Annotated in this window: 23 protein-coding genes and 2 pseudogenes; 17 read left to right on the top strand and 8 right to left on the bottom strand. The window is 49.0% G+C overall.

From position 1 onward, the window contains the following. Positions 1–488: 488 nt before the first annotated feature. The 12 genes from ROJ03_RS10755 (at position 489) to glmS (ending at position 13,173) form a co-directional block, all read left to right on the top strand. Positions 489–1,496, top strand: a complete 1,008-nt coding sequence (locus ROJ03_RS10755) for a 4-hydroxythreonine-4-phosphate dehydrogenase PdxA (protein ID WP_313727056.1) — start codon at positions 489–491, stop codon at positions 1,494–1,496. Between the two features lie 66 nt (positions 1,497–1,562). Further along, positions 1,563–2,228: a cyclase family protein gene (locus tag ROJ03_RS10750; RefSeq protein ID WP_313727055.1), complete on the top strand. Its 666-nt coding sequence runs from the start codon at positions 1,563–1,565 to the stop codon at positions 2,226–2,228. A gap of 4 nt (positions 2,229–2,232) precedes the next feature. Next, positions 2,233–2,730 carry a TRAP transporter small permease gene (locus ROJ03_RS10745; RefSeq protein ID WP_313727054.1) on the top strand — a complete coding sequence of 166 codons (498 nt, stop codon included), beginning with the start codon at positions 2,233–2,235 and terminating at the stop codon, positions 2,728–2,730. Beyond that, positions 2,727–4,004, top strand: a complete 1,278-nt coding sequence (locus tag ROJ03_RS10740; RefSeq protein ID WP_313727053.1) for a TRAP transporter large permease — start codon at positions 2,727–2,729, stop codon at positions 4,002–4,004. The genes ROJ03_RS10745 and ROJ03_RS10740 overlap by 4 nt, the downstream gene beginning before the upstream one ends. 33 nt (positions 4,005–4,037) lie before the next feature. Continuing rightward, the gene (locus tag ROJ03_RS10735) at positions 4,038–5,018 is read left to right on the top strand and encodes a DctP family TRAP transporter solute-binding subunit (RefSeq protein WP_313727052.1); all 981 of its coding nucleotides are present in this window, start codon (positions 4,038–4,040) and stop codon (positions 5,016–5,018) included. 145 nt (positions 5,019–5,163) lie between these two features. Next, the gene (locus tag ROJ03_RS10730) at positions 5,164–5,829 is read left to right on the top strand and encodes an aspartate/glutamate racemase family protein (protein WP_313727051.1); all 666 of its coding nucleotides are present in this window, start codon (positions 5,164–5,166) and stop codon (positions 5,827–5,829) included. 272 nt (positions 5,830–6,101) lie between these two features. After that, positions 6,102–7,079: a tripartite tricarboxylate transporter substrate binding protein gene (locus tag ROJ03_RS10725; protein WP_313727050.1), complete on the top strand. Its 978-nt coding sequence runs from the start codon at positions 6,102–6,104 to the stop codon at positions 7,077–7,079. Between the two features lie 62 nt (positions 7,080–7,141). Continuing rightward, positions 7,142–7,576 carry a tripartite tricarboxylate transporter TctB family protein gene (locus ROJ03_RS10720; protein WP_313727049.1) on the top strand — a complete coding sequence of 145 codons (435 nt, stop codon included), beginning with the start codon at positions 7,142–7,144 and terminating at the stop codon, positions 7,574–7,576. Between the two features lie 9 nt (positions 7,577–7,585). Next, positions 7,586–9,067: a tripartite tricarboxylate transporter permease gene (locus ROJ03_RS10715; protein ID WP_313727048.1), complete on the top strand. Its 1,482-nt coding sequence runs from the start codon at positions 7,586–7,588 to the stop codon at positions 9,065–9,067. Next, positions 9,064–10,200, top strand: a complete 1,137-nt coding sequence (locus tag ROJ03_RS10710) for an amidohydrolase family protein (protein WP_313727047.1) — start codon at positions 9,064–9,066, stop codon at positions 10,198–10,200. Before ROJ03_RS10715 ends, ROJ03_RS10710 begins: the two co-directional genes overlap by 4 nt. Positions 10,201–10,283: 83 nt before the next feature. Continuing rightward, positions 10,284–11,279 carry an aldo/keto reductase gene (locus ROJ03_RS10705; RefSeq protein ID WP_313727046.1) on the top strand — a complete coding sequence of 332 codons (996 nt, stop codon included), beginning with the start codon at positions 10,284–10,286 and terminating at the stop codon, positions 11,277–11,279. A gap of 94 nt (positions 11,280–11,373) precedes the next feature. After that, positions 11,374–13,173 carry a glutamine--fructose-6-phosphate transaminase (isomerizing) gene (glmS, locus tag ROJ03_RS10700; RefSeq protein ID WP_313727045.1) on the top strand — a complete coding sequence of 600 codons (1,800 nt, stop codon included), beginning with the start codon at positions 11,374–11,376 and terminating at the stop codon, positions 13,171–13,173. Positions 13,174–13,185: 12 nt separating this feature from the next. Here the strand turns inward: glmS and ROJ03_RS10695 are convergent, their stop codons facing one another. Both ROJ03_RS10695 and ROJ03_RS10690 read right to left on the bottom strand, forming a co-directional pair. Further along, positions 13,186–14,283, bottom strand: coding sequence for a DUF362 domain-containing protein (locus ROJ03_RS10695; RefSeq protein WP_313727044.1), 1,098 nt, complete (start codon positions 14,281–14,283; stop codon positions 13,186–13,188). Next, complete coding sequence (locus ROJ03_RS10690) at positions 14,276–14,929, bottom strand: GntR family transcriptional regulator (RefSeq protein ID WP_313727043.1); 654 nt, start codon at positions 14,927–14,929, stop codon at positions 14,276–14,278. Before ROJ03_RS10690 ends, ROJ03_RS10695 begins: the two co-directional genes overlap by 8 nt. A gap of 315 nt (positions 14,930–15,244) precedes the next feature. On the opposite strand from ROJ03_RS10690, the gene ROJ03_RS10685 reads away from it, so the two are divergent. From ROJ03_RS10685 to ROJ03_RS10665, 5 genes are read left to right on the top strand one after another with little or no spacing between them, the layout of a single operon-like run. Next, complete coding sequence (locus tag ROJ03_RS10685; RefSeq protein WP_313727042.1) at positions 15,245–16,135, top strand: transketolase; 891 nt, start codon at positions 15,245–15,247, stop codon at positions 16,133–16,135. Next, entirely contained in the window at positions 16,132–17,049 is a 918-nt protein-coding gene (locus tag ROJ03_RS10680; RefSeq protein ID WP_313727041.1) for a transketolase family protein, read from the top strand. Before ROJ03_RS10685 ends, ROJ03_RS10680 begins: the two co-directional genes overlap by 4 nt. A 9-nt stretch (positions 17,050–17,058) precedes the next feature. Beyond that, complete coding sequence (locus ROJ03_RS10675) at positions 17,059–18,339, top strand: iron-containing alcohol dehydrogenase (RefSeq protein WP_313727040.1); 1,281 nt, start codon at positions 17,059–17,061, stop codon at positions 18,337–18,339. Between the two features lie 57 nt (positions 18,340–18,396). Further along, positions 18,397–19,791 carry a nickel-dependent lactate racemase gene (gene larA, locus ROJ03_RS10670; RefSeq protein WP_313727039.1) on the top strand — a complete coding sequence of 465 codons (1,395 nt, stop codon included), beginning with the start codon at positions 18,397–18,399 and terminating at the stop codon, positions 19,789–19,791. Between the two features lie 4 nt (positions 19,792–19,795). Beyond that, on the top strand, positions 19,796–20,614 hold the full coding sequence (locus ROJ03_RS10665; RefSeq protein ID WP_313727038.1) for a sugar phosphate isomerase/epimerase family protein: 819 nt from the start codon (positions 19,796–19,798) through the stop codon (positions 20,612–20,614). 86 nt (positions 20,615–20,700) lie between these two features. Here ROJ03_RS10665 and ROJ03_RS10660 read toward each other — a convergent pair whose 3' ends face one another. The 6 genes and pseudogenes from ROJ03_RS10660 to ROJ03_RS10640 all read right to left on the bottom strand — a co-directional run bounded on the left by ROJ03_RS10660 (position 20,701) and on the right by ROJ03_RS10640 (position 25,486). After that, entirely contained in the window at positions 20,701–21,933 is a 1,233-nt protein-coding gene (locus tag ROJ03_RS10660) for an RNA-binding domain-containing protein (RefSeq protein WP_313727037.1), read from the bottom strand. Positions 21,934–22,296: 363 nt separating this feature from the next. Further along, entirely contained in the window at positions 22,297–23,070 is a 774-nt protein-coding gene (locus ROJ03_RS10655) for an ABC transporter substrate-binding protein (protein WP_313727036.1), read from the bottom strand. Further along, positions 23,067–23,882: an iron chelate uptake ABC transporter family permease subunit gene (locus tag ROJ03_RS10650; protein WP_313727035.1), complete on the bottom strand. Its 816-nt coding sequence runs from the start codon at positions 23,880–23,882 to the stop codon at positions 23,067–23,069. Before ROJ03_RS10650 ends, ROJ03_RS10655 begins: the two co-directional genes overlap by 4 nt. Next, positions 23,875–24,432, bottom strand: a pseudogene (locus ROJ03_RS13065) (metal ABC transporter ATP-binding protein); the annotation flags it as partial. The gene ROJ03_RS10650 and the pseudogene ROJ03_RS13065, both read right to left, overlap by 8 nt. Positions 24,433–24,540: 108 nt before the next feature. Further along, a pseudogene (locus tag ROJ03_RS13060) lies at positions 24,541–24,903 on the bottom strand (DUF1893 domain-containing protein); the annotation flags it as partial. 178 nt (positions 24,904–25,081) lie between these two features. Beyond that, positions 25,082–25,486 carry a DUF3842 family protein gene (locus ROJ03_RS10640; protein WP_313727033.1) on the bottom strand — a complete coding sequence of 135 codons (405 nt, stop codon included), beginning with the start codon at positions 25,484–25,486 and terminating at the stop codon, positions 25,082–25,084. Between the last annotated feature and the right edge of the window lie 145 nt (positions 25,487–25,631).

Below are 25,631 nucleotides of genomic sequence, written 5' to 3'. Positions count from 1 at the left end.
TAAAGTATTTTGGCCTTTTCTATATGTATTGCTTCTTGATAAAAAATACAGCCAAAATGGTGAAACAAATTGAATTACCTATCATCCTTGGGTTAGTGACGTGCGAAGGATAGATTCATAAAATGATTTATGCAAAGGTTTAATAGACTTGAGGATGTTCCTTGTAATCAGGAAATACCTCAGTAATTTCTGATTTATCCTTTTTACGGTTTATATATTTCAAAAGAATATTTGTTTCATGTACGTTTCATTTGAAACATGAAACAAATAATGAAACATATGAACCTAAACAATAAATCTAGAAATAAAATTTGTTGTTAAATTGTATATTCCTATAACTAATTTGACCTTCAGTAATTAGCTGTATACAAATTTAAGAAAAACGATAGATTGTATACAATTCTTTCAAGTTGGCACGCAACTTGCTTCCTTGTCCTTGTCGGCACCACCAGGTGCCTGTCCTACGACTATGAGATAAGGAATACCAGATGAACAAGAAGCCTGTATTGGGAATATTGCTTGGCGATGGGGCGGGTGTCGGACCCGAGATCGTCGCAAAGCTTGCTGTAGCCGATTTTTATGCGAAATATTGCAGACCCATCATCATTGGGGATGCAAGGATCCTCGAGCGCGCGTTTGCGATCATCGGCTCCTCCGTTCCCACCCAGGTCATATCCTCGGCCGATGAGGCTGACTGGAAGAAGGGCCTGCCCGTGCTGGACCAGAAGGACCTGGACCCCAGGGAAGTGCCCATCGGCAAGCTTCTGAGAAGCTGTGGCCAGGCGAACCTGAACATGCTCGAGCTGGCTGTCAGGCTCTACCAGGACAGGAAGATTGAAGGCTTCTGCTTCGGCCCGCTGAACAAGGCCGGGATGAAGGAGGCCGGGTGCAAGTTCGAGAGCGAGCATCACTTCATGGCCGACCTGTTCGCCCACACCGAGCCCTTCGGGGAGATAAACGTGGTGGGGAACCTCTGGACCACCCGCACCACCAGCCACATACCCATAAGCGAGGTGAGCAGCCATCTCACCGTCGAGAGCATCCTACGCGCTGTTCGCCTTGCAGACACCTCCATCCGCAACAGCGGTGTGGCCAAGCCCCGCCTGGCTCTGGCAGCACTCAACCCCCATGCCGGAGAGAACGGGATGTGCGGTCGTGAGGAGATTGACGTCATAGAGCCGGCCATCAAGGCAGCACGTGAGATGGGCATCGACGCCTCGGGCCCCTATCCGAGCGACATCACCTTCATCAAGGCTTTCCGTGGGGATTTTGACGGGGTGGTCACTATGTACCACGACCAGGGCCAGATCGCCCTCAAGCTCAGGGGCTTCGACGAGGGCATCACCATTGCAGGAGGGCTTCCCGCCCCCATCGTGACATGTGCCCATGGTACGGCGTACGATATTGCTGGCAAGGGGATCGTGAAGACCCTGGCCTTTGAGAATGCGGTGAAGATGGCCAGCAAGATGGCAAGCCACCTCGCTGGTCGTGACTAAGGCATTGCATGGATGAAATGAGTATACGGATAGTTGTTTCTACAAAACATAGGTTTGGAGGTAATAATGCTAATTGATCTTAGTTTTCCAATACAACCGCATTGGAGATATGGCTTCAAAAGCAAACAAGTCTCTTCGTTTCAAAATGGGGACGCATGGCAAATCACCGAATTCCTTATGAGATCCCATTGGTTTTCTCATATCGATTTTCCAAGGCATACAGGGTTGGAATATCCAGATAGTGAAGCTTTTTCCCTTGAAGCCTATAATGGAAAGGCATCAGTGATTAACGTAAACAGAGAACAAATTGCAAATTATGGTATTACTACTGCCGATTTGCAACTAGCAAGTAACGGAAGGAAGTTAGAGAAAATCTTATTGATAAGAAGTGATTGGGGCTTGGAAACCTCTTGGGAAACAAAGGAATTTTGGTCTAATTCCCCTTATCTTACTGATGATGCAATATACTGGATTTTAGACCAGCAACCTACAGCAGTTGGTTTTGATTTTCCTCAAGATTACTCTATCAGACTTCTTCAAGAAAGGCCTGTCTCTCCTGAAGAACAAAAAACACATACCATTCTTTTACGAAACAATATTCTTCTTATTGAGTATCTGACCAATTTTCATTCCATCAAAGGTGATAGCTGTGAATTTTTCTGCCTGCCTCTCAATTTGAAGCATGTAGATGGTTGTCCTGTTCGTGTAGTAGTTCGTAACAATGAGGATTAGATTGATGAAAAAAGAAAAACTAGAATTACTGAAATCAGGATTTGAGCTGACATTAGGAGCAATTGTATTGGGCTGGGTGCTTCTCGTGAATCTGGGAATTATGACGCGATACGTATTTAAAGTAGCAATTCCCTGGAATGAGGAACTTACAGTTTTGCTATTCAATTGGGTCATTTTCTTTGGAGCTGCTCTCGCTAGTCTCAATGATGGTCATATCACCATTACTTTGCTTCGCGATTCCCTACACGGAAAAGTAAAAACAATGGTTTCTATTGGACAAAATGTCCTGTTTATTGTTTTTATCCTTATCGTTTGTGTGCAGAGCTGGAAAATTGTCATGCTTCAAGCAAGGACAGAACAATTTACCGCAATTCTCAATATTCCTGTCTATGTTACAACCTTAGCTATGAGTATCGGTAGCGTCTTATGGTTGTCCTTCCTAAGCATAAAGACATATCAGTTATGTAAGACACTTATTACTAAAAATGAGGCTCAGCTATGACCAGCATATTAATCATTGTTTTCTTCCTTGTATTTTTATTTTTAGGCGTTCCTGTTGTTGGTGCAATGGGTCTTGGTGCGGTCGTTTATATTATAGGATTTATGAATATTCCTATGAACATCGTCGCAAATCAGATGCTTGGAGGAGTCGGGTCCTATACCCTTATGGCTATTCCCTTCTTCATTATTTCAGGTGCACTGATGGAGTCTGGAGGTATTTCAAAACGCATCATATCATTCTCTACTGCACTTGTAGGCGGGCTCCCTGGAGGCTTGGCTTTGGTCGTTATTGTTGCAAGTGCATTCTTTGCTGCAATGACTGGTTCTGGAGCCGCTTGTGTAGCTGCAATTGGTGGTATGATGATCCCCGCTTTGGTAAAAAATGGATATGATATTGACTTTGCAAGTGCCTTGCAAGCTGCAGGTGGAACCCTTGGTCCAATGATACCCCCGAGCATCCTTATGGTTTTATATAGTGTCTCTACAAGTAATTCAGTAGGCGACATGCTCTTGGCTGGATTGGTTCCCGGTCTTCTTATTGCTGTTAGCATGATGGTCGTAACGGTATTTATATCTGTAAAGAAAGGATACCGTGGTGGCGATCCCTTCTCCATGAAAAAGGTATTGCTCTCTTTCAAAGACTCCATTTGGGCCCTGCTTACTCCTGTTACGATTTTGGGTGGTATATATTCTGGGATTTTTACGCCTACTGAAGCCGCTGCTTTTAGTTGCTTCTATGCCATTTTTGTAGGGTTTTTCATTTATAAGGAACTGACAATAAAATCCTTATTGAAATGTCTCTATAATTCCATCAAAGGTACTGGAATAATACTGAGCATCGTTGCCGTAACTCAGCTTTTTAGTTGGATTATGACTCGGGAGGGATTGCCTCAACAAATTGCCCTTATGAGTACCTCCATTTCCAGTAATCCACAAGTGTTTATGTTGATAGTCACTTTAGTGTTACTTGTTGTTGGGATGTTTCTTGATCCTGTGCCAGCTGTACTGATATTTGCTCCTATCCTAACTCCTTCAGCAATCGCTATGGGGATTAACCCTATCCACTTTGGAGTTGTCATGGTAGCAACCTTTTGTATGGGTCTTGTTACCCCACCTGTCGGAATGACCCTCTTCGTGGCTTCCAATATTGCCAATCGACCTGTCTTGATGGTCAGCAAAAAAGTCGTTCCATTTCTATTTGCAATGTTTGCAGCAATTATATTGATCGTTTTATTCCCCCAAATTTCTTTGTTTTTGCCAAGTCTTGGCAAATAGAAATTGGTTGGAAAAAAATAGTAGGAGAAAAAGATGAAAAAAAGTGTGATGGTTCTCATTCTTATGGTAAGTATGGGTATGTTGTTTGCAGCTGGCGATAAGGAAACAAAGAAACTTGAATTGTCAGTATCTACTGGGGGAATGTCTGCTACCAGTCCTGCTGGACAAGGTATGGCACAATTCGCACAAAAAGTTGAAGAATATTCAAAAGGTACAATGAGTGTTAAGGTTTTTTATGATACCACCCTTGGATCTCCCTCTTCTATGGTAAGCGGTATGCAGCAGGGTACTGTTGATTTTGGAGTATGTGGTGACGCCTATTATTCAAGCCTTACCCCTGAAATTCAGGTATTTGAACTTCCTTACATGTTTGATTCGATTGAAGAGGCTAGAGCCGCTGTTGCAGGTCCTGCAGGCAAGGCTATTGGTGATAAATTAGAGAAAAAGGGAATTCATGCTCTTACTTTCTGGGAAATCGGATTCAGACAGCTTACCAATTCCAAGAGACCTGTTAGTTCTCCTGCTGATCTGAAGGGCCTAAAGCTTAGGACGTTGCCTGCAACATTCCAAGTCAAAGCTTGGGAAAGTGCTGGAGCTATCCCTGTTCCTATGGATATCTCAGAATTGTATTCTTCTTTGCAGCAGGGAGTAGTAGATGGTCAGGAGAACCCTTTGAGTGAAATATACAACCAGAGGTTCCATGAGGTACAAAAATATCTCTCCATGACTTCACACGTCTATACTCCAATGTTGTTTAGCGCAGGCGGCACTACTTGGAACAAGCTTACAGAAGAGCAGAAAGAAATAATAACCAGAGCGGCTAAAGAGGCCCAGGCAATCGTGTATTCTGTAAATGATAGGGAAAACATAAACTATCTTCAAAAAATTAAGGATGCTGGGGTCCAGGTCATCGAGAATCCCGATAAGCAAGCGTTTAAGAGCTTGATGTCTGGTTCAAAGGCCCTATATACAAGTCAGTATGGTGACGAAATGCTTGTTTTGCTCAATAAATAAAAATATATAGTGATACGGAGAGTGCTGTCATTTGACAGCCTCTCTCGTATCTATTGCATGGATATATCTACAATTTTAATCTGTAGATGATGCTTCTAGCAAATGTGTATAGTTGAGTATTACTTAGTTTCCCACGAGGATGACAATGAAAAGAATTGTACTGATCCATACGGTAAAGAGTGTCTATGAAACCTTTGAGAAAGATCTCAGGGCAGCAGTAGGCGATGTCAAGATCTACAACATGCTTGATGAATTCCTGGCAGCAGATCCTGCTGAACGTGGCATCTTTTCCATCGAGAACCGGATGCGCCTGATGCATGACCTGCAAAGTGCCCAACTCACAGGCGCTGACCTCATCGTGGTAACCTGTTCAACCCTTACCCCCCATGTGGTCGCCGCAAGACCATTTTTTACCACCCCTATCATTGCAATCGATGATGCAATGTGCGCTCTTGCTGTACAGCAAGGGGAGAGGATAGCCGTTCTGGCAACAGCCGAATCAACAGTAAACCCTACCTTGAAGAAATTGGAAGAGGAAGCTTCCCTTCAGAAAAAAACGATAAAGCTCTCTTCCCTCTGCTGTCCAGAGGCGATCGTGCAGCTTAAGGCCGGGCATAAGGCCAAGCATGACAAGCTCGTCCTGGATATGGCCCGTGAAATAAAGGATGCCGATACCATTATCCTGGCACAGGCATCCATGGCCCATATGCAGGATGTAGTCCAGGCCCAGACAAGGATACGCACCCTCTCATCGCCGCAACTCTGCATCCAGGATGTTGCAAGGAAGTTGGGAATAGCACATTTTAACTGACTTTATTATTGGTAGTAGATAGATAAAATTATTTTCCCATAGGTAAAGACGTTTGAATAATTCTAGTGGGAGTGATGAGATTGGTTTAGGATTATTTTTGGTATACAATTTAGATTATTACACACATTCATAAATATATTAAAAGTAACATCTAATATTTGGAGATAAACTAATTATTTATGTTACAGATAATAAATCTTATTATTGACAGGTTGTGTTGTTCATGATATTGTAATGTATACAATATACAAATATAGAAAATGGAGTAGAAAATGAAGAAGATTGTATCTCTTGCCCTTGCCTTTTTGATGGTCTCCTCACTGGTCTTTGCCAGTGGTGCTGAGGAACAAAAGCCTGTATCCAGCTATCCCAACAAGACTATCCAGATGATAGTCCCTTATGGAGCTGGTGGTGGTGCTGACATTTCTGTTCGTCTGCTTACCAAATACCTTGAGCAGGAACTTGGTCAGAAATTTATTGTGCAGAACGTCAGCGGCGGAAGTGGAACTATTGGTTTCACTCAACTCGCGAATGCAAAAGCTGATGGATATACCCTAGGGTATTTCTCTTCAACCCAGACCAATGATGCTCTTTTGTTTGAAGGGATCAAGTATGATAATACATCCTTCACCCCAATCTCTCTCTTCTCAAATGACCCACATATTGTTGTCGTTTCGAAGGCTTCTGGAATTACCAATATGAAGCAGCTTATTGAAGCAGCAAAGAAGAACCCTGCCGGAATGACTTTTGGTCTAGGCGGTGCTTGGACCAGCCATGATTTTCTCCGTATGAGCCTTGAAGAGAAAGCCGGTGTTACATTCAAAAGAATGGTTTTCCAGAGTGGTGCGGCCGCTATCACAGCTGTAGCTGGTGGCAACTGTACTGTTGCAGTTCCATTTGTTAGTGAAGCTCTTGCTCAGATTGAGGCTGGAAACGTTGTTCCCATTGCTATCTCAAGCGCAACTCGTTTCGAACTGACACCCTCCATTCCCACCATCAAGGAATCTGGATATGACTTTGAGCACACAATGTGGAGAGCCCTTGTCGGACCCGCTGGCTTGAGTGCTGACGTAGTCGCTACAATTGACGTTGCCATGGCAAAAGTACTGAGTAATCCCCAATACCTTGCAGAAGCTCTGAATGCTGGTACGTTTGCAGAGTATATGAATAATGCAGACTTCTCAAAGTATTATGAAGAGAACCATAAGTTCTACCAGAAGCTCATCATGGATTCTAATCTATCCAAATAGTTTGTTTTTAAAGGTTGTTCCGGACAGCTTGTGCTGTCCGGATTATATATCGGAGAATATGTATGTATAAACTTACGGGCAATAGAGTTTTCCTGTTGTTTTTTGGTGCGATCCAGATTGCATTTGCAACACAAATAGCAAAAATTCCTGATGGTGCCAGTGAATATCCTTTGGTCCTTCTCATTTGTAGTTCCCTTCTTACCATTGCTTTATTTGTTAAACCACAGAAGGAAGAGATTTCAATAGGGAAGGAAAATTCACTCAGAATACTGGTGTTCACGATTTTGATAGGTATATCCCTGCTCTTGCTGACAAAAATTGGGTATATCCTATCCACAATCCTTTTCTTGTATTCGGGGCTTTGGTTTTTGAAACTGAAGAAGGGGCTGTTGTTCTACCTATTCCCCATTGTACTGAGTTTGGCTATGTATTTTTTATTCAGTCGTGGGCTTTCGGTGATTCTTCCAGAGGGTGCTTGGGTCTCCCTCAATCTGTAGGAGATTGATATGATCGAAAATATTATGCTGGGCCTTCAAGGTGCCTTTACTCCTCAGAATTTACTGTTTGAGTTTCTAGGGGTAGCAATTGGGATTATTTTTGGGGCCCTTCCTGGCTTTAGCGCCACCATGGGAGTTGCCGTATTTGTCCCTTTTTCATATGTTCTTGAGCCTGGTGCTGCTCTATTGTTGCTCAGTGGAGTCTATTGTGGTGCTATTTATGGAGGATCCATTCCGGCGGTTCTTATTGGCATTCCAGGAACTCCTGCAAGCGTGCCCACAAGCCTTGAGGGACGGGAGCTGGTGAAACAGGGTAGGAGCGGAGAAGCCTTGGCCTTGGTTACATTTAGTTCGGCATTTGGAGGGTTTGCTTCCTCCATAGCCCTGCTGCTTTTTGCCCCATTACTTGCAATAGTTGCCCTGAAGGTTGGTCCTCCAGAGCAGATGATGATCGCAATTTTCGGCCTGAGTGTTGTTTCAATACTTAGTGAAGGAAATATGCTCAAAGGACTTTTTGTTGGGTTCTTGACCCTCTTGATTGCAACCATTGGGCAAGACCCGATGCTTGGATTCCCTAGATTTACCTTTGGGAATTTTCAACTTACTGGTGGTTTGGAAACTGTCTCTGTCCTTATAGGACTATTCAGCCTTCCTGAAGTCTTCAAGATGCTTGAGGATACCAAACAAAGTGAAAAAGCTTCAAAAGTAAGTAAAATGCGATTATCCATAAAATCAATACTAGCAAATAGTTTTAACTTGATCCGATCGACGATAATTGGAATTGTGATTGGAATCATCCCCGCTGCAGGTCCAGATATTGCTTCCTTTTTGTCATATAATGAAGCAAAAAAAGCAAGCAAGCATCCTGAGAAATTTGGCAATGGGTCAGATGAAGGTATTATTGCCAGTGAAGCCGCTAACAACGGAGTTACTGGAGGCTCTTTGATACCATTACTTACCTTAAGCATCCCAGGCAGTGCCCCTGCGGCAATTTTCCTTGGGGCAATGATCATACATGGATTACGCCCAGGCCCTCTTCTTTTTACTCAACATGCCAGCACCGTCTACACATTGCTTGTAGGTTTTGCAATAGTTAACATAATGATTTTCTTCGTGGGGTGGGCCTTCTGCAAGTTTGCTGGAAAGATTCTAATCATTCCCAAACAAATACTGGCAGTGATTATTGTAGTGCTTGCTACAGTAGGATCCTTTTCTATTCAACAGAATATGATGGATGTTGTCACTATGTTTGTCGCAGGAATTGTGGGATATTTCATGCTTAAGTATGACTACCCCCTGTCCCCAGTTGCATTGGCCCTGTTGCTTGGCCCTATGCTTGAGGAAGCGATAACCCTTACGAATACCATGTACGATAATTTCTTTATGATATTTACCAGACCCTTGACCATTGTGTTTGCATCCTTCATTGTTTTTTCGTTGCTTTGGCCTGTAATCAAGAAGAACTTATTCAAACGGAGAGCTTCAGCATGAAGACGACATTGTTTACTTCCCGATTACTGTTTGGTAAGGATTTGGAGCCAAGAGATAATCAATTGGTGGTAATTTGTGATGGAGTTATTGAGAGTGTTCGGGCAGGGCAAGCTTCTGAGGCAGATCTGGTTCTGAAAGAAGGTGATACACTTCTGCCTGGAATGATTGATTGTCATACCCATCTTGCTCTTGATGCTAGGATTCCAGGTCACCTTGGGCTTATGGAAGACTCTGAAGCAAAACAGACTATACGGGCCTTGCAGGTTGTAAAAGATAATCTCCAAGCTGGAATTACTGGTTTGCGAGCAGTTGGTGATCGGTACTATTTGGATGTTCTTCTTAGGGACATGATCGCAACGCATCAATTGCAAGGTCCATGGATGCAGGTCGCTGGAATCGGTATGAAGGGAGTGCATGGACATGGATATGTAGGAAAAAGTTTCAGTGGGACTGAAGAATTCCGACGCCAGGCACGTCTTAACATGTATAACCACACAGACTGGCTTAAGATATTCATTACCGCAGGAGCCCCCCCTACGGAATCGGTTGTAAACTGCTTTCTTACAAGAGAAGAGGTTCAGACCGTGGTCCAAGAAGCAAAATCCTGTGGTTTGAAGACAAGTGCCCACTGTATTGGGGGCCAAGGATTACGGTACTGCACAGAAGAGGGAATAGATGTTGTTGACCATTGCTACTGGGTGGATTCGACGGATATTGACCTAATAAAAAAACATGGGACAACAGTCTGTTTCACTCCAGGAGTATTCCTGGATGATACCCGGCTTCCTCTCTGTCCGGAGTCTCATGCAACAAGCGTAATTCGAACCAGATCTGAGGTTATCAGAAGATTGTCTTCGCTTGTTGTTTCCAATCCAAAATTTGTCATTGGCAGTGATGCATATCACACATATCTCTATAAGGAAATTGAGTATATGACCCAATTGGGAATGAGCCGAATTGAGGCCATAAAAGGGATTACCGTCTATGCTGGGGACCTTATGGGTCGGAAGGTAGGATCTTTAGAAGAGGGATACCTAGCCGATCTTATTACTGTCTCTAAAGACCCTCTGTCATGCAAGAATGCTCTTGGGAATGTGAATTTTGTCATGCGAGAAGGGGTTGTTGTCAAATAATTATCTTGGCGCATGCAATGAAGGCTGATCAAATCCTCGATTGGTCCTGGTTACTGGTGTAGAGTGAAACAAAGGAGATACCGATGCAACAGAGATTCTTGGGTAAAACAGATATATGCATTCCCTCCCTCGCCTTGGGAACCTGGGCGATGGGTGGTGGCGACAGCTGGGGCCCTTCTGATGAAAAGCAGTCATGCAGGACCCTTGAAAAGGCCCTGGATTTCGGCATCAACTTGCTTGATACCGCCCCTGCCTATGGCAATGGCCTGAGTGAGGAGATCATTGGTCGCTGTATTTCCGGCAAACGTGACAAATACCTGCTTGCAACCAAATGCGGCCTTATCTGGGGCGAGCATGATGAGGGTTCGGTCCACAAGAGCCGTGATGGGGTAACCATCCGCCGGAACCTCTCTGCCCAAAGTATCCGAGTCCAGGTGGAAGCGAGCCTCAAACGACTGGGCACCGACTACCTTGACCTCCTCATAACCCACTGGCAGTCCATCGAGCCGTTCTTCACTCCCATCGAGGAGACCGTTGGTGTCCTCGAGGCCCTGAAACGGGAAGGGAAGATCCGCTCGTATGGAGCCTCCAACGTGAACCTTGAACAGATCAAGGAATACCAGAAATATGGGAGCCTCTCACTGGTACAGGAGCGTTTCAGCCTGCTTAGCAGAGAGAACTGGGCCCTGGCAACATACTGTGAAACCGAAGGTATCACCTTCCAGGCCTACAGCCCATTGGAACGGGGCCTGCTTACCGGTAAGGTCACCTTGGATAGCCCGATCGTGGGTACAGCAAAAGCATCCATCCCCTGGTACAAGCCCGAACAGCGCAAAGAGGTGCTGACCATGCTTGGAAAACTCTCCGAAATGAGTAGTCGCTACCACTGTACGGTAGGTTCCCTGGTGATCGCATGGACGATGGGCCAGACAGCGACGATGAATGTCCTCTGCGGTGCGCGAAGGCCCGAGCAGATAGAGGAGAATGCACAAGCAGCATCGGTGCATCTTTCCCAGGAGGATAGCTTTTTCATCGATACTCTGGCAAACTCCCTGCTTCTGGGTAGGCCACACCAATAAATCTCCCTAGTACCGACGTTTTCTCCTGCAAAATAGTAGTACAAACAACAAATTCCATGCTATTACAGTGAAATAGTTGGTAGGGGAGGCACATATGTGCGGAATCGTCGGATATGTTGGCGGTGACCAGGTTTCTCCGGTATTGTTGGAAGCACTCAGGAAACTTGAGTACCGTGGGTACGATTCAGCCGGCATTGCAGTGGTAGGCGAGAAAGAAAAGCTGCAGGTACGCAAGATCAAGGGGAGACTTTCCAATCTGGAACTCCTCGTTTCCCAGCAACCAGTACAGGGAACATGCGGTATCGGGCACACCCGGTGGGCAACCCATGGGGAACCCAGCGACATCAACAGCCATCCCCATACAGACGTATCGGCCAAGATTGCAGTCGTCCATAATGGGATCATTGAGAACCATGCTTCGTTACGGCTATGGCTGGAAAAGCACCATGTGGTGTTCAGAAGCCAGACCGACAGTGAGGTGATCGCCCACCTGGTCGACTTCCACTACAACGGGGATCTCTTGCTTGCAGTGCGGGAAACGGTGAAGCGACTGCAAGGCTCCTATGCAATAGCAGTCATCTGCGAGGACTTTCCAGGCATGCTGGTCGTGGCAAGGAAAGACAGCCCCCTGGTGATTGGCCGGGCCGACTCCTATACCATGATAGCCAGTGATGTCCCTCCCTTGCTTTGCCATACCCGTGAGGTCCAATATTTGGAGGATCTGGAATTGGCCCTGCTGACCAAGGATGAGGTAACCATCTACAACCTCGAAGGGGAGGTCCAGCAGCGGGAGGTCTTCCATGTCGATTGGGACATAGAGGCAGCCGAGAAGTGTGGGTATGAACACTTCATGCTGAAGGAGATTTTTGAGCAACCGAAAGCCTTGCACGATACCCTGTTCAGCCGCATCAATGAAGGCAAGATTGCCCTCAATCCCAAGATCCAGGAAGCCCTGTCCCATTGCGACCATCTGCTGATAACCGGGTGCGGGACAGCATACCATGCAGGAATGGTGGCCAAGTATGTGATCGAGCACTTTGCCAAGGTCCGTGTTGAGGTGGATGTTGCCAGTGAACTTAGGTATCGGACACCCCTGTGCAAGGCAGGCGACGTAGCGATCCTCATAAGCCAAAGTGGAGAGACTGCCGATACCATTGCATCCTTGCGCCTGCTCAAGTCTCTCGGGGTCGTAACGATCGCCCTCACCAATGTGGTAGGGTCGACCATCAGCCGGGAGGCTGACCTTGTGATGTATACCCAGGCTGGACCCGAGATCGCCGTAGCCTCGACCAAGGCCCTTACCACCCAGCTGATGTGCCTCTATGTCATTGCCCTGGTGATGACAAAGACAGAACCTGGGTTGCTGCTCGAGCACTTGATGCAACTTCCAGAACAGGCACAGCTGCTTCTCGACAAGCAGGAGGATATCCAGAGGTTTGCCGCAAGGCAGTTCAACAAGGACAAGGTATTTTTCATGGGGCGACTTACCGACTATGCAATCAGCATGGAAAGCGCCCTCAAGCTAAAGGAGATCAGCTACACACACAGCGAATCCTTTGCTGCAGGGGAGCTGAAGCACGGTCCCATCGCGTTGGTCGACCAATCAACACTGGTCGTCGCAATGTGCACCCAGCCAGCACTCTTTGCCAAGATGGATTCCAACATAAAGGAAGTGAAGGCACGGGGTGCAACGGCGTTGGTCATTACCTTTGATACAGTACATGACTTTGACACTACCGCTGATGAGGTATTCAGGATTCCCACCACCGAGCCCTACTTTTCCCCGATACTTACCGTGATCGTCAGCCAGCTCTATGCCTATTACTGTTCTGTGCTGAAGGGCAATGATCCTGACAAGCCAAGGAACCTGGCCAAGTCAGTTACGGTAGAGTAGGGTTGTGGTAGGTCAGGCCTTGAGTTTCTTGAGGAAGGCTATCATGTCGATGGCCTTCGGAGGGCAGCCGGGGAGGCTCTTTCCCAAACCTCTTGTGCAGATGCCGACGCCGACCTTCGATGGGTCATTGACCCCTTTGTAGCCCTGTCCGATACAGATAGGGATATCCACGGCCGAGAGGCGGTCCACCTCGTCCAGGCGCTTGAGTGCATGGATCAGGTTGCCGTAACAGGCCGAACATGCCGAATCGGGCTCGGTATGCTTGGCAAGGTAGGTGACCCTTCCGCTTGGTCTTGCGCTCTCTTCATCGCTGGGCTCATTGAGCTGGATGATGTTTGCCTTCTTGAGGTCGGTGGTACCCACCCCCAGTTCTTCGGCAAGGCCGATATAGGGAACGTCCCTAAGCTCGAAGCCCAGGAGGGCCGCTCCATAGCTGTCGCAGAGCACACTGTCCCGTGTTGCAAACATCCTGTTTGTCTGGACAGGGTTTCCCCCTTCCTCGAAGTCCAGGTCCCCATTGAGGCTGTCGACTATCACCAGGTCGGCCGATCGTACGGCATTGAGGGCTGCGATGGGAGTATGGAGCCCAAGGGTGTGGAACAGCCGTTTGGAACGGTCTGAGATGCACCCCTTCATATTCTTCAGGGCGCAGGTCATTGCCGTCTGGCAATGTCCCTTAAGGACGGGGAGGTTGATGAGGAAATCGGTCTCAAGGATGGTCTTGCTCACCTCCATCGTGACTTTCCCCACAGTCTTCTTGACGTATTCGTCGTCCTTCACATCGATGAGGGGGACCGAGTACCGATCGCTTATCCGATCGTATCCATTGACCCTGAACCCCTCTTTTGTCGAGTCGCCGACCCAGGCGCTCTCGACAATGCTGATGTTTGAGTATCCCTTTTTCTGGAGATGCTCAATGATGGCAATGACGATTTCAGGGTGGGTGGTTGCCCCACTGTCGGCCGTTACCGCCACAACCAGGTTTGGTTTGAGTGTGATGGAGGCGTTCTTGTTTGGCAGGAGGGTTTCGAAATCGATCGTCTCCAGGATGGCTTTGGTCATGGTTGAGGGATTTGATCCATAGATGGTGATGATGTCGTTCTTATGCATGGTTTCTTTCCGTTACATGGCTGGTAAGGTCATGGGTGATGTGCTCGTAGAGTAGCTGTTTGCAGGCTTCCTTCTCGCCGTTCTTCAATAAATTCATGATCTTGGAGTGCTGGTGGAGGTAGTAGGCCAGCTCATCCTCAGGAAGGTTCTGGGCGATACGCAGCTGTTGTATCTTTGCATCGAGGCGTTCGCAGATGCTGATGAGGGCGGAGTTGTTCGACGCCTTGATTAGGGCAAGGTGGAAGAGGCTATCCTGTTCGAATACCGTGGCACGATCGCCAATTCCCATGGCGTACTGGCAATCGGCAGCATAGCGGGAGAGCTCCTTGACGTGTTCGTTGTACGCCTGTTCGGTGATGCTGTCGATGGCAAGCTGCTCAAGGCTGACACGCACCCGTGCAATGTCCATGGCTTCATCTGGGGAAATTACCGAGACAATCGCATGGCTTCTCGGCTTGATGGTAACCAGGCCATATTCACTCAGTCTCCTGATGGCTTCCCTGATCGGGGTACGGGAAACCCCGAACTGCTCAGCAAGCGCCTCTTCAGGAATTTTCATCCCCCCTTCGAGTTGCCCCGACAGGATCTGTTCCTTGAGCATGGTATAGACTTGGTCAGAAAGACTATTTTGTACACATTTGGCCATAAATTCCCCCTAATACGTTCACAATAGTAGGCTGTATCGTATGTTTCGTCAATGATTATCTGGGTACAAACACGTTTCCTCTATGAATTATCATGAATTGTATACAGGATTATTTTTAGACTAAACGCTATAATATAATTATTTATAAGGATGTATCCTCCAAATTTACCTGTTTTTCCAAGATTGTACTAAAAAAACAGATTTCTATTTGACAAGATTGCCTCAGCATGATATTACTATTGTATACAGTACACAATGCTGAATCTCTCTCTTCTTAATCTTGAGGGTTTCTAGCTTGGACAAGGAGTTTCCTAGATGAATACCGGAGTTACACAGCTGCTCTCAGACCCTGAGCGCACATTCAGCGCACAGGAGCTTGCAGCATTAGCCGCCTATTTTCGGGTAGTGATGTTTGACACCCTCCATGACAGGGGTACCGGACATTGGGGCGGGGCAGCCTCAAGTGCCGAGCTCACCACTTCCCTCTACTTCAACAGAATGCATATCAGGACAAATGACCCCCATTGGGAAGACCGGGACCGCCTTATCCTTTCCAAGGGCCATGCCTCGATGAACCTCTATACCATCCTCGCACACAGGGGCTTCTTCCCTGTAGAGGAACTTGCAACCTTCAGAAAACTTGACTCCAGGCTACAGGGGCACCCCTGCATGCAGAAGATTCCAGGGGTGGACATGTCCACCGGGGCTCTTGGCCATGGGATTTCCGTTGGCCTTGGCATGGCTCTGGCCGCCAAGCTCAACAAGAGGTCATACTGGACCTACGTGATCGTCGGTGAAGGCTGCCTCAACGAGGGGCAGAGCTGGGAGGCCATCATGAGTGCCGCCAAGTTCAAGCCTGAGCATTTTGTGCTGATGGTCGACTACAACAAGGTCCAGCTTGATGGCACCGAGGATGAGATCATGCCCCTGGCATCGCTATCTGACAAGCTCTCCTCCTTTGGCTGGAATGTATGTCCAAACGCCTATGACGGCAACAAGACTGAAGACATCCTCGCTTCCTATGAGTGGATGGACAAGGACAACGTCTGGCCGAAGGCTGTCATCTACGACACCATCAAGGGAAAGGGTATCTCCTTCACGGAGGGGAAGAGCAGTTGGCACGGGGCTGTCATCGACGATGACTCCTATGCCAAGGGAATTGTAGAGCTGAAGAAAGACCTTCAGAACAAGGAGGCCGTCCTATGAGCATTGCCATGAGAGATGCCTTCGGCAAGAAACTTGTCGAGCTTGGCGCAACACATCCAGAACTCGTCGTCCTTGACGCCGACGTCTCCTCCTCAACAAAAAGCGCCCTGTTTGGCAAGGCCTATCCCGACCGCTTCTTCAACGTCGGCGTAGCTGAATCAAATATGGTGGATATTGCAGCCGGTATGGCGACAGCGGGCCTGAGGCCTGTGGTCAACGCCTTCTCGATCTTCCTTGCCCTCAAGGGGACCGACCAGATCCGCAACACCCTCTGCTACAACAACCTTCCTGTAGTCATTGCCGGGGCCTACGGCGGCCTTTCTGACTCCTTTGACGGAGCAAGCCACCAGGCTATCTGCGACATCGCCATCATGAGGGCACTGCCCAACATGCAGGTGATCGTCCCCTCTGATGCCAGACAGGCAGAACAGGCCCTGGAATATGCCCTGAAACAGAATGGCCCTGTATTCATCCGGCTCAACCGCAACCCGATGCCAGACCTTCCCGCCTCCGATACGATCGGGACGGTCGTCTGTACAGAAGGAAGGGATGTCACCATCGCAGCAAACGGCATTACCGCCTCCTATGCAAACGAGGCAGCTATCCTGCTTGCAAAGGAAGGCATCAAGGCCGAGGTACTCAGCGTCCCGATGGTGAAACCCTTGGATGTGGAGAGCCTGAAGAAGAGTGTGGCAAAGACGGGCAAGCTGCTCTGTGTCGAGGAACATGTCCTGATGGGCGGTTTCTCCTCTGCAGTAAGTGAGGTCTTTATGAAACAGGGAATCCAGTGTATATTTGATGCAATCGGTATTGAAGACAGGTTTACCGAATCGGGTCCTTATGAACCCCTTTTGGCTAAATACGGAATTAGCGCAGAGAACATTGCCTCAAGGGCAAGAGAGCTTTGCAAGTAGGAGAAAAACATGGACCAGATGAAAAAAGCATATGAACTGCTCAATGATTGGAAAGGGAGTGCCTATGTGCATGGCCTTGGAGTGCTCGACCAGGTCGGCACCATCGCCAAAGGCTTTGGGAAAAGGGCTTTGGTGGTAAGCAACACCACCTATATGAAGCCGGTGGCTGACCGCGTCGTCTCCTACCTGAAGGAAGCAGGTGTTGAACTTGCTGGTGGCGTCATTGCCCCCGATGCAAAGCCCAACGCTCCCCGTGAGGATGTCTACCGCCTTGAATCCTACATTCTGCACACCAAGCCCGATTGCATCGTGGCAATTGGTGGTGGGTCCGCCATCGACGCCTGCAAGGCTGCAAACGCCCTGGCATGCCTTGGTGCGAAGGTTACCCCCGAGATCGACCACTATTTCGGGACCAATGTGGTGACCGATGCCCTCAAGGCAACGGGAGTCTCCCTCATTCCCCTCATTGCAGTACAGACCTCAGCCTCCAGCGGTGCACACCTGACCAAGTATTCGAACATCACCGACCCGGTGGTAGGGCAGAAGAAGCTCATTGTTGACAATGCCCTCAACCCCACAGTAGCCCTGTTCGACTATGAGACCACGGTCTCGATGCCCCTCTCGGTTACCATCGACGGTGCCCTTGATGCCATCGCCCACACCTTTGAGGTGTTCTGCGGTGCCAAGGAAGAGACCTACGAGAAAGCCCGCCAGATCGCAGAGTGTGCCATCAACCTGGTTGCAGAGTATTCCAAGGTCCTCATCGAGGATCCCAAGAATGTGAAGGCCCGTGAGGCAATCGGCCTAGCAACAGACCTCGGCGGCTATGCTATCATGATCGGAGGCACCAGTGGTGCCCACCTCACCAGCTTCTCCCTGGTCGACATTGTCTCCCACGGTACTGCCTGCGGGATCATGAACCCGTACTATGCGGTCCTCTATTCCAAGGCAATCCAGAAGCAGCTGAAGGTGGTTGGTTCCATCTTTGCAAACCACGGATTTGCCGACAAGGCAATTGTGGACCTCAAGGATAGGGCACTTGCCGTTGCTGTTGCCAATGCGATGATCGCATTCAGCAAGAGCATCAAGGCACCAACCAAGCTCAATGATATCGCAGGTTTCTCCGAGAAGCACATCGAGCGTGCCCTCTCTGCAGCCAAGGATCCCCAGCTTGCCATGAAGCTGAAGAACATGCCCGTCCCCATGGCCACGACCGATGTCGATATCTTCATGGAACCTCTGCTTCGTGCAGCTTCCAATGGGGATCTCTCCCTCATCAAGGAGATGTAGGCTATACGTTTCACAAGGCACCGGGTCTCCGGTGCCTGATCTATCTGGAGGTTACCCATGAACGTTACCAATCCTTTGGGCAGCAAGTACGACCCTCTTGTCCTTCCCGAACATACCTACTGCATCCATATGCAGGCACCGGCTACCCTTGCCAATGTCGGTGAAGCTATTTTGGATTCCTTTGAGCATCCCATAGCAAGCAGGAGCCTCAGGGCCATTGCCCAGGAGAAGCTTGCCAACAACCCCTCTGCCAAGGCTGCCATAATCATCAGCGACAATACCAGACCTGTCCCCTACAAGGGGGAGGAGGGTATTCTCCTGCCTATTCTGGAGACACTCTTCTCAGTGGGCTACCAGGCCAAGAACATTGTCATCCTCATTGCAACCGGCACTCACCGGGCCATGAGTAGGGCTGAGATCGCGAAGATGGTCGATGAGCGTGTCCTCTCCAGCGGGGTCGCGATCATCAACCACGATGGTAGGGATGAGAGCCAGCTAGTCTATCTTGGTGACAGCAGCCGTGGGACCCGCATCAAGGTGAACAAGCTCTATGTGGAGGCCGACCTGAAGATTGCCACCGGCCTGGTGGAGAGCCACTTCATGGCTGGTGCAAGCGGTGGAAGAAAGGCCGTATGTCCCGGTATCATTGGAGAGGGTTCGACCTTTGTATTCCATGGTGTCCCCCTGATGGCCGACCCTGCTGCAAGGGATCTGAACCTTGAGGGTAACCCGGTCCATCTGGAGAGCCTGGAGGTTGCTACATTCGTAGGGGTGGACTTCCTGGTCAACGTAACGCTCGACCATGCCTTCCATGTCACCGGTGTCTTCAGCGGGGACCTCAACGAGGCCCATCTCGCAGCGGTTGCCAAGATTTCCGAGACCTTGAAGGTTCCTGCCCCCAAAGCTGCAGACATTGTTGTCACCCATGGCGGCTTTGTCGGCATGAATCACTACCAGTGTGCAAAATGCGCGGTTGCCTGCCTTGGCGTCCTGAAAAAGGATGGCTACCTGGTTATCATTGCCGACACAACCGATGAAGGTAACGTGGTTGGGGGCATCAACTACCGCACAACCCTGGCCCTTCTGAAGCTGCAGGGTGCAAAGGGTTTTTTGCGCACCATCGGTTCTTCTGACTGGACCTTCCTTCCCGAGCAGTGGCAAGTACAGCAGTGGGCAAAGGTCTTCGACAGGATTGACCAGGACCATATGCTTTTCTACAGTCCCTCTCTTGACGAGATCTGGTGGCCAGGGCTTCCTGGCATCAATGCCAAGCGCTTCCTCTCAGAGAAGGACCAGAAGAACCCGGGCCCAGACTGCTTTACCAAGGTGGTCAGCGGTGCCATCGCCTATATTGAAGAACAGACGAAGAGGAAAGCCAAGGATATGGACATCGTGTATATCAGCGATGGCCCCTATGTGATCCCCTACACGAACGACTCATTGGAGAAATAGTTGTATGAAACTTTCAGTTGCCATAGCAGGCGCCGAGGCAATGGCCAATGCCTTTGTCGTATTTCGCGGCGTGGAATCGTCGATCATCAAGGCCCACGAACTTGGGTTCGACGGGGTGGAGCTTGCCCTCAAGCGACCCGATGAGGTCGACAAGAGTGTGTTGAGGAAGCTTCTGAAGGAGAACAGCCTGGAGGTGAGCGCTGTCTCCTCAGGGCAGGTCTTTGCAGCCAGGAACCTGTACTTTACCGATGAGGACAAGGCCAAGCGCAAGGAGCTGTACGATACATTCTGTGGTTTCATCGACCTTGCCTCTGATTTCGGTGGCCTGGTCAACATCGGGCGTACCCGAGGCTCGATTGGTGGCCGCGACCCCCAGCTGTGCGAACAGCTTTTCCTGGAGATGGCGCACTCGGTTGCAGACCATGCCGAGAAGAGGGGAGTCGAACTGATCCTAGAACCGGTAAACCGGTATGAGATTGACTTCATCAACAACCTTGATGAGTGTTCGGCACTGCTGAAGAAGGTCAACAGGAAGAATTTCGCCATGATGCCCGATGTGTTCCACATGAACATCGAGGATGCCCATATTGGCCAGAGCCTGATCAGAAACAAGGAGTATGTCCGGTATGTCCACTTTGCCGACACCAACCGTCATGCTCCTGGCGATGGCCATATGCCTTGGGATGAGATCTTCAGCGCGCTGACCACCATTGGGTACAACGGGTGGACAACGGCAGAGATCCTTCCCTTTCCCGATCCTGAGACAGCAGCAAAAAGAAGCGTAGCCTTCCTGAAGGGAACGTACGGAAAGTACTATAGCTGAGAGATTCTTGGGTTACATGCATTGATTGTAGTAGATACCAAAAACAGGCTACCAGAAGAGAGCAATCTCTCAAGGTAGCCTGGTTGTCATTTTGGGTATGAAGCGGGTAAAACTACCCTAAGGTAATCTTCAGTCAGAATGTATTGAGGTTCGACATTGTTCATTTTTATCATGAGAGGAACAACTTTCGTCCTTACTCCCATGCCTCTTGCATCAACATAGCCATAATCCCGCATAATCTCAACGATGAGAGGATTTCTTGGTGTCCTCTGACCAGCAAGCATTTTTTCTATGGTCATGGAATTTGGGAGTTTGCCAGGGCTTGTGATTTCCATTCTATCAGAATAGAGAGCGATTTCTATATCAACACTTTGTGTCCAATCGCGATGGACAAGGGCATTCACGACTGTTTCGCGAACTGCCTCCCAAGGGTACTTCATATGAGTTGTTTTTCTCATGGAAAGGTCAATTGAATCACTTTCTTCAGAAATGAATGGCCTGATCGTATTGGAAAACTTTTCCAGCAAACCATCATCCACTATACTTTTCTGTCCTGAATAGTCCTCCCATCTGCCTACCAAAGGTCCATCGAGTTTTGTATCCAGGATAGCTCTGTATTCCTTTTTGTCACCAGAAAAGGCCATTACCCTAAGACCAGCTTGGGGGAGGAATTTGCTAGGATTCTTGCCAAAGCAGACTAACCCAGCAATCGTACATACTGCTGAGCCCAAACCATCCTCTGTCATGAGGCCCAGACCTTTGAGGCGATCAACCCACTGCTGTTCGTTGGTAGGTATCTGAATATCATGAATCACCTGTTCCAGGTAATATTCAAATCGTACAAGATCCAAGCTCTTCAGTGTTGCTCCAGATACAGGCAACACTTCGATATGAAGGATTCCCCCTATGGAGAACAGGCGTGCTTGTTGCTCTCTTGAAGCTATTTCGGACCGGTTACCCATTCTTATATAAATTTCTTCACGTCCATTATTCCGCACGACATAGGGTTTGGAAATTCCACGAGGAATAGTAGCGACGCCGATACGTATCCCATCAACATCGACCTCCTCATAATAGGGGATGATCATGGGAAATACTTTGTCTCGAAACACATTCAATACCCATTCCTGGGTGTCGGGACGATGCAAGCCCGATAGGGTTCCATCGTCTTCAACCCCCAGAAGAATGCGTCCCCCCTCCAAATTAGCGAATGCCACAATTTCTTTTGCTAGTTGTTCGGGCCTGATATCATCTCTTTTGAATTCTATTCCTGAACTCTCGCCATTTACCAATAGTTCCAGCAGTTCCGCTTTTAGCATATATACCCCAACATCAGAAAGAATATGTTTCAATACTTATACTTACCATAATTGATTTTCACGGTGGTGTGTGACACTTTCATGACAAGAATAGCATCAAAACAACAAAAAGTCGATATTGGTAAATATGCAGTGAAACCAGCTTCCTTTCATCTTGCTTGGGAGAAACCTCCAGCAGGGGAGAGCCGATGGGGTTGCAGACATTGTCGGTAGTGAGGTGATATCTGTTTTTGGCCACCCCAGCTATCAGGCTACCAGAAGAGAGCAATCTCTCAAAGTAGCCTGTTTGTATTGAGGTCTCCTTAGGTAGGTGAGCAGGGTCCTCTGCAGGTATGGATGGAGGATTCTCCTGAGATCACCTGTTTACTTCAGAAGGGCATCTATGTTTGCCTGTACCATCTTTTGCAGACTTCCTCTTTCCACTGTTTCTGGGAAATTCCTCCAGACCACCAGCTTGGTCTTGGGGGAGACCTCCAGCAGGGGAGAGGCGATGGGGTTGTGGATATTGTCGATGATGAGGTCATATCCGCCCTTGGCCACCTCTGCTATCTGGCTTGCGGTAAGGGGCCCGGGTCCAAAGGTTCCGCCCACCTGCAGGCCAAGGTCCTTGGCAAGGAAAACTTGCATGGCATGGCAATATACCTTCAGTCCATCCAGGCCTTTCTTTGCCACAGCCTCTTTTCCTTTCTGGATTGTCTCTACATAGTCGTAGACCCTGTCCGAGCTATAGTATTGCTCGTGCAAAAGCGAGGCGATGATGGCTGCCTGCTTGGTGACGTTCTCGATGCTGTTGTCGGTGTTGATCAGCACCATCTCTGTGCCTGTTTTCTTGATGGAGTCCCCCATGCTCTGCATCATCCTTTCATAGCCTGCATAGACGAAATAGTCTGCACTGCCAATCTTCAACACGTCACTGACGGTAATCTCATACTCAGGTGGGTGCACGAGCGAAGCCGGTGCAATGATCTGGATATTGTCGGCTCCCCCAAGGTCTGCAAAGGCTGCTGTCCAGGTAGTTGAGGCGACGACAGAGAGAGGTTTCGAGGCAGAGGAGACGGCTGTCCGTTCACCCGTCCCTTCAGCAAAGAGGCCAAGGCTAAGGGTGAGAAACAGGAGCAATGTGATACGTTTTTTCATGATACTTTCCTTTTCACTATAGTTGATACAACGAGATAGAGGGCGGCAGAGAGCAGGGCGATGGTCCCGCTGGGGGGGAGGTCGGTTGCGACTGCCGCGATGAAACCAAACAATGAGACAAACAGGCCAACCAGGCAGGAGCGTATAAAGAGTTGCTTCAGGCTCTGGGCACCTATTGCGGCAATGAGGACAGGAAGGATGAGTAGGGCATCGATGAGCAGTGCCCCAAGCAACTTCATGGCAAAGGCGATGACAAGGGCGATGACCAAGACCATCGCCGTGTGATGGAGCTTCACGCGCATGCCCAACGATTGGGCAATCTCCTGGTCGAAGAAGATTGAGCTGATGCTTCTGAAATTCGCCGCTACATAGAGGGTAAGGCCCAGGGCGATGGCCAGCAGGGCCAGCACATCGGCCCACCGCAAGGCGAAGGGACTCCCCCACAGGAGCTGCAGCGTATCCTTGGCAGGGACGTCAAAGAGGTGCATCACGATGGAAGCTAGGGCCATGGTAAATACCATCGCCGCAGCACTGCTGACCCCAAAGCCGGAGGCAGAGTCCTTGGTAAGCTTGAGCATGCCCAAAACCAGGAGGAGGTTCAGGGCGATGCTTACCGGTAGCAGGGGAAGGGAGAATGCAAGGGAGATCGCACCCCCCAGGATTACCCCGTGCATCAGCATATAGCGCATGGGTACCAGGTCGAGGCGAAGCACCATGACTCCCGCTACAGGAAAACAGAGTCCCGCAATGACCATAGCCAACAAGCCTTTGGCTACCGGGGGGAGGGTGAGCATGAACAGGAGGTCACTCATCCTTTCCTCCAAGCCTTAGGGTAGGCCACCGGAGGTCCTCTTCCAGCTGTTTGTCATGGGTCACAATGATGATGGTGGGCATCTCGTTGAGGGTGAGTGCCTTGATGGTTTCCACCAGGGCAGCCCTGCTTTTTGCATCAAGGAAGGAGGTCGGTTCGTCCAGCAAAAGCAGCCTGGCCTTCTGGCAAAGACAGCGGGCGAGAGCCACTTTTTGCCTCTCTCCTCCGCTGAGGGTATAGAAGTTACGGCCTTGCAGGTCCTGGATGCCTACCCGTCTCAAGGCGGTGTCGATCTCCCATTTTTGGCGTTCCTTGGAGAGGCTCTTGTCTGCAGCCATACTCACCACCTCCCTAACCGATACAGGGAACTGCTGTTGGCTCTGCTGTTGCTTGATGTAGCCGATGGTCCTGCTCTTGATCTGGCTAGGGGGAAGAGCGTCAATGAGGACCCTTCCCTTGGTTGGCTCCAGCTTTCCCATCAGGATCTTGAGCAGGGTGGTCTTTCCCTTTCCATTATCCCCTTGGATGAGGAGCCTCTCCCCTTCGGGAATGGAGATGTTGAGCCCTGAGAAGAGCAGGTTTCCTTCATAGCCGAAAGATGCGTCCCGAATCTCGACAGAGACACCCCTCACCAATTTTGCCCGCATCCTGAGCAGGCGGTACATCTCATCCGCTTCAGTGAGATTCTCAAGCAGGCCCTCTGTCATGCAGGCGAGTTTGTCTACCTTGGCCTCATAGGAAGCCTCGACTCCATGCTCCTCGTAGTAGGCGAGGGCAAGGGCGCTCATCAGATTGATATGGACGCGCCTGATACCCATGCGAACCATGAGGATGGCTGCAGCCTTGCCTGCTGCCGTATCATGGGCTGCCAGGTTGCTCTTGTCCCCTTCATAGGTAAGCAGAAATTCCTCAAGGGCAAAGAGAGGGGTAAGCCACCGTCCCTTATCGGAGAAGATGAGCCTCTCCCTGTCATAGACACACAGGGTAAGGCCCTCTTGCAGCGGCTGTTTGTATGGTTCCACAACTCCTCCAAAACACAAAAAATAGGCCACAAAAGCGAAAAGGAAGAATTTCCTTTTATGCCTTCATGGCTGTATATCATTAGGTCAACTGTAGTAAGCAAAACTTGGGAATAACCCCTTCATGGGGTTGGATTCCCCTATACTACAGAAGCCCGGAAGGTGTGTCAAGAAACCAAAATCAGAGCATCCCATCCAACTCCTGCATTGCAAGCTCTATCATCTGGCCAAGGGAAAGCTCCTGCCTTCCCACAATGGAGATATTGCACTTGCTGATGGGGATGAGGATCTTATGTGCCCTGCTTTGGGATATGGCGGATGCCATGGTCGGGGTGATCTCCCCATGCAGGGAGTCAGAGGCGATGAGGCCCAGAGGCCCGATGATGACATCGGCATCCCGGGAAGCGACCACAACAGGATTCTCCCCAGTTGCAATTGCACTGGCGCCGCTACGGAGCATCGCACTGGAAGCCATGCTGTTGGTCCCAATTGCCAGGATCTCAAGTGAGGGGTGGCCTTTTCTGATGGCCTCAACCAATGCTTTGCCAAGGCTTCCACCCTGGCCGTCTATGATTACTAGTTTCATCTCAATCTCCGTTCTGCAAGCAAGTATAGGATAGAAAGGGGCTTTCTTCCAGCCGAATGACCGTCATACCTACTTTCCACCCCGATTACTTGCAGATAATCCCGCTTCCTTGTACCATAAGGCTATGCAATCCCTAAAAAAAGAA

The organism is Sphaerochaeta sp. PS, assembly GCF_032144095.1.
Lineage (GTDB): Bacteria > Spirochaetota > Spirochaetia > Sphaerochaetales > Sphaerochaetaceae > Sphaerochaeta.
The sequence above is the reverse complement of the archived record's forward strand: the minus strand, read 5'-3'. Positions and strand labels throughout refer to the sequence as shown.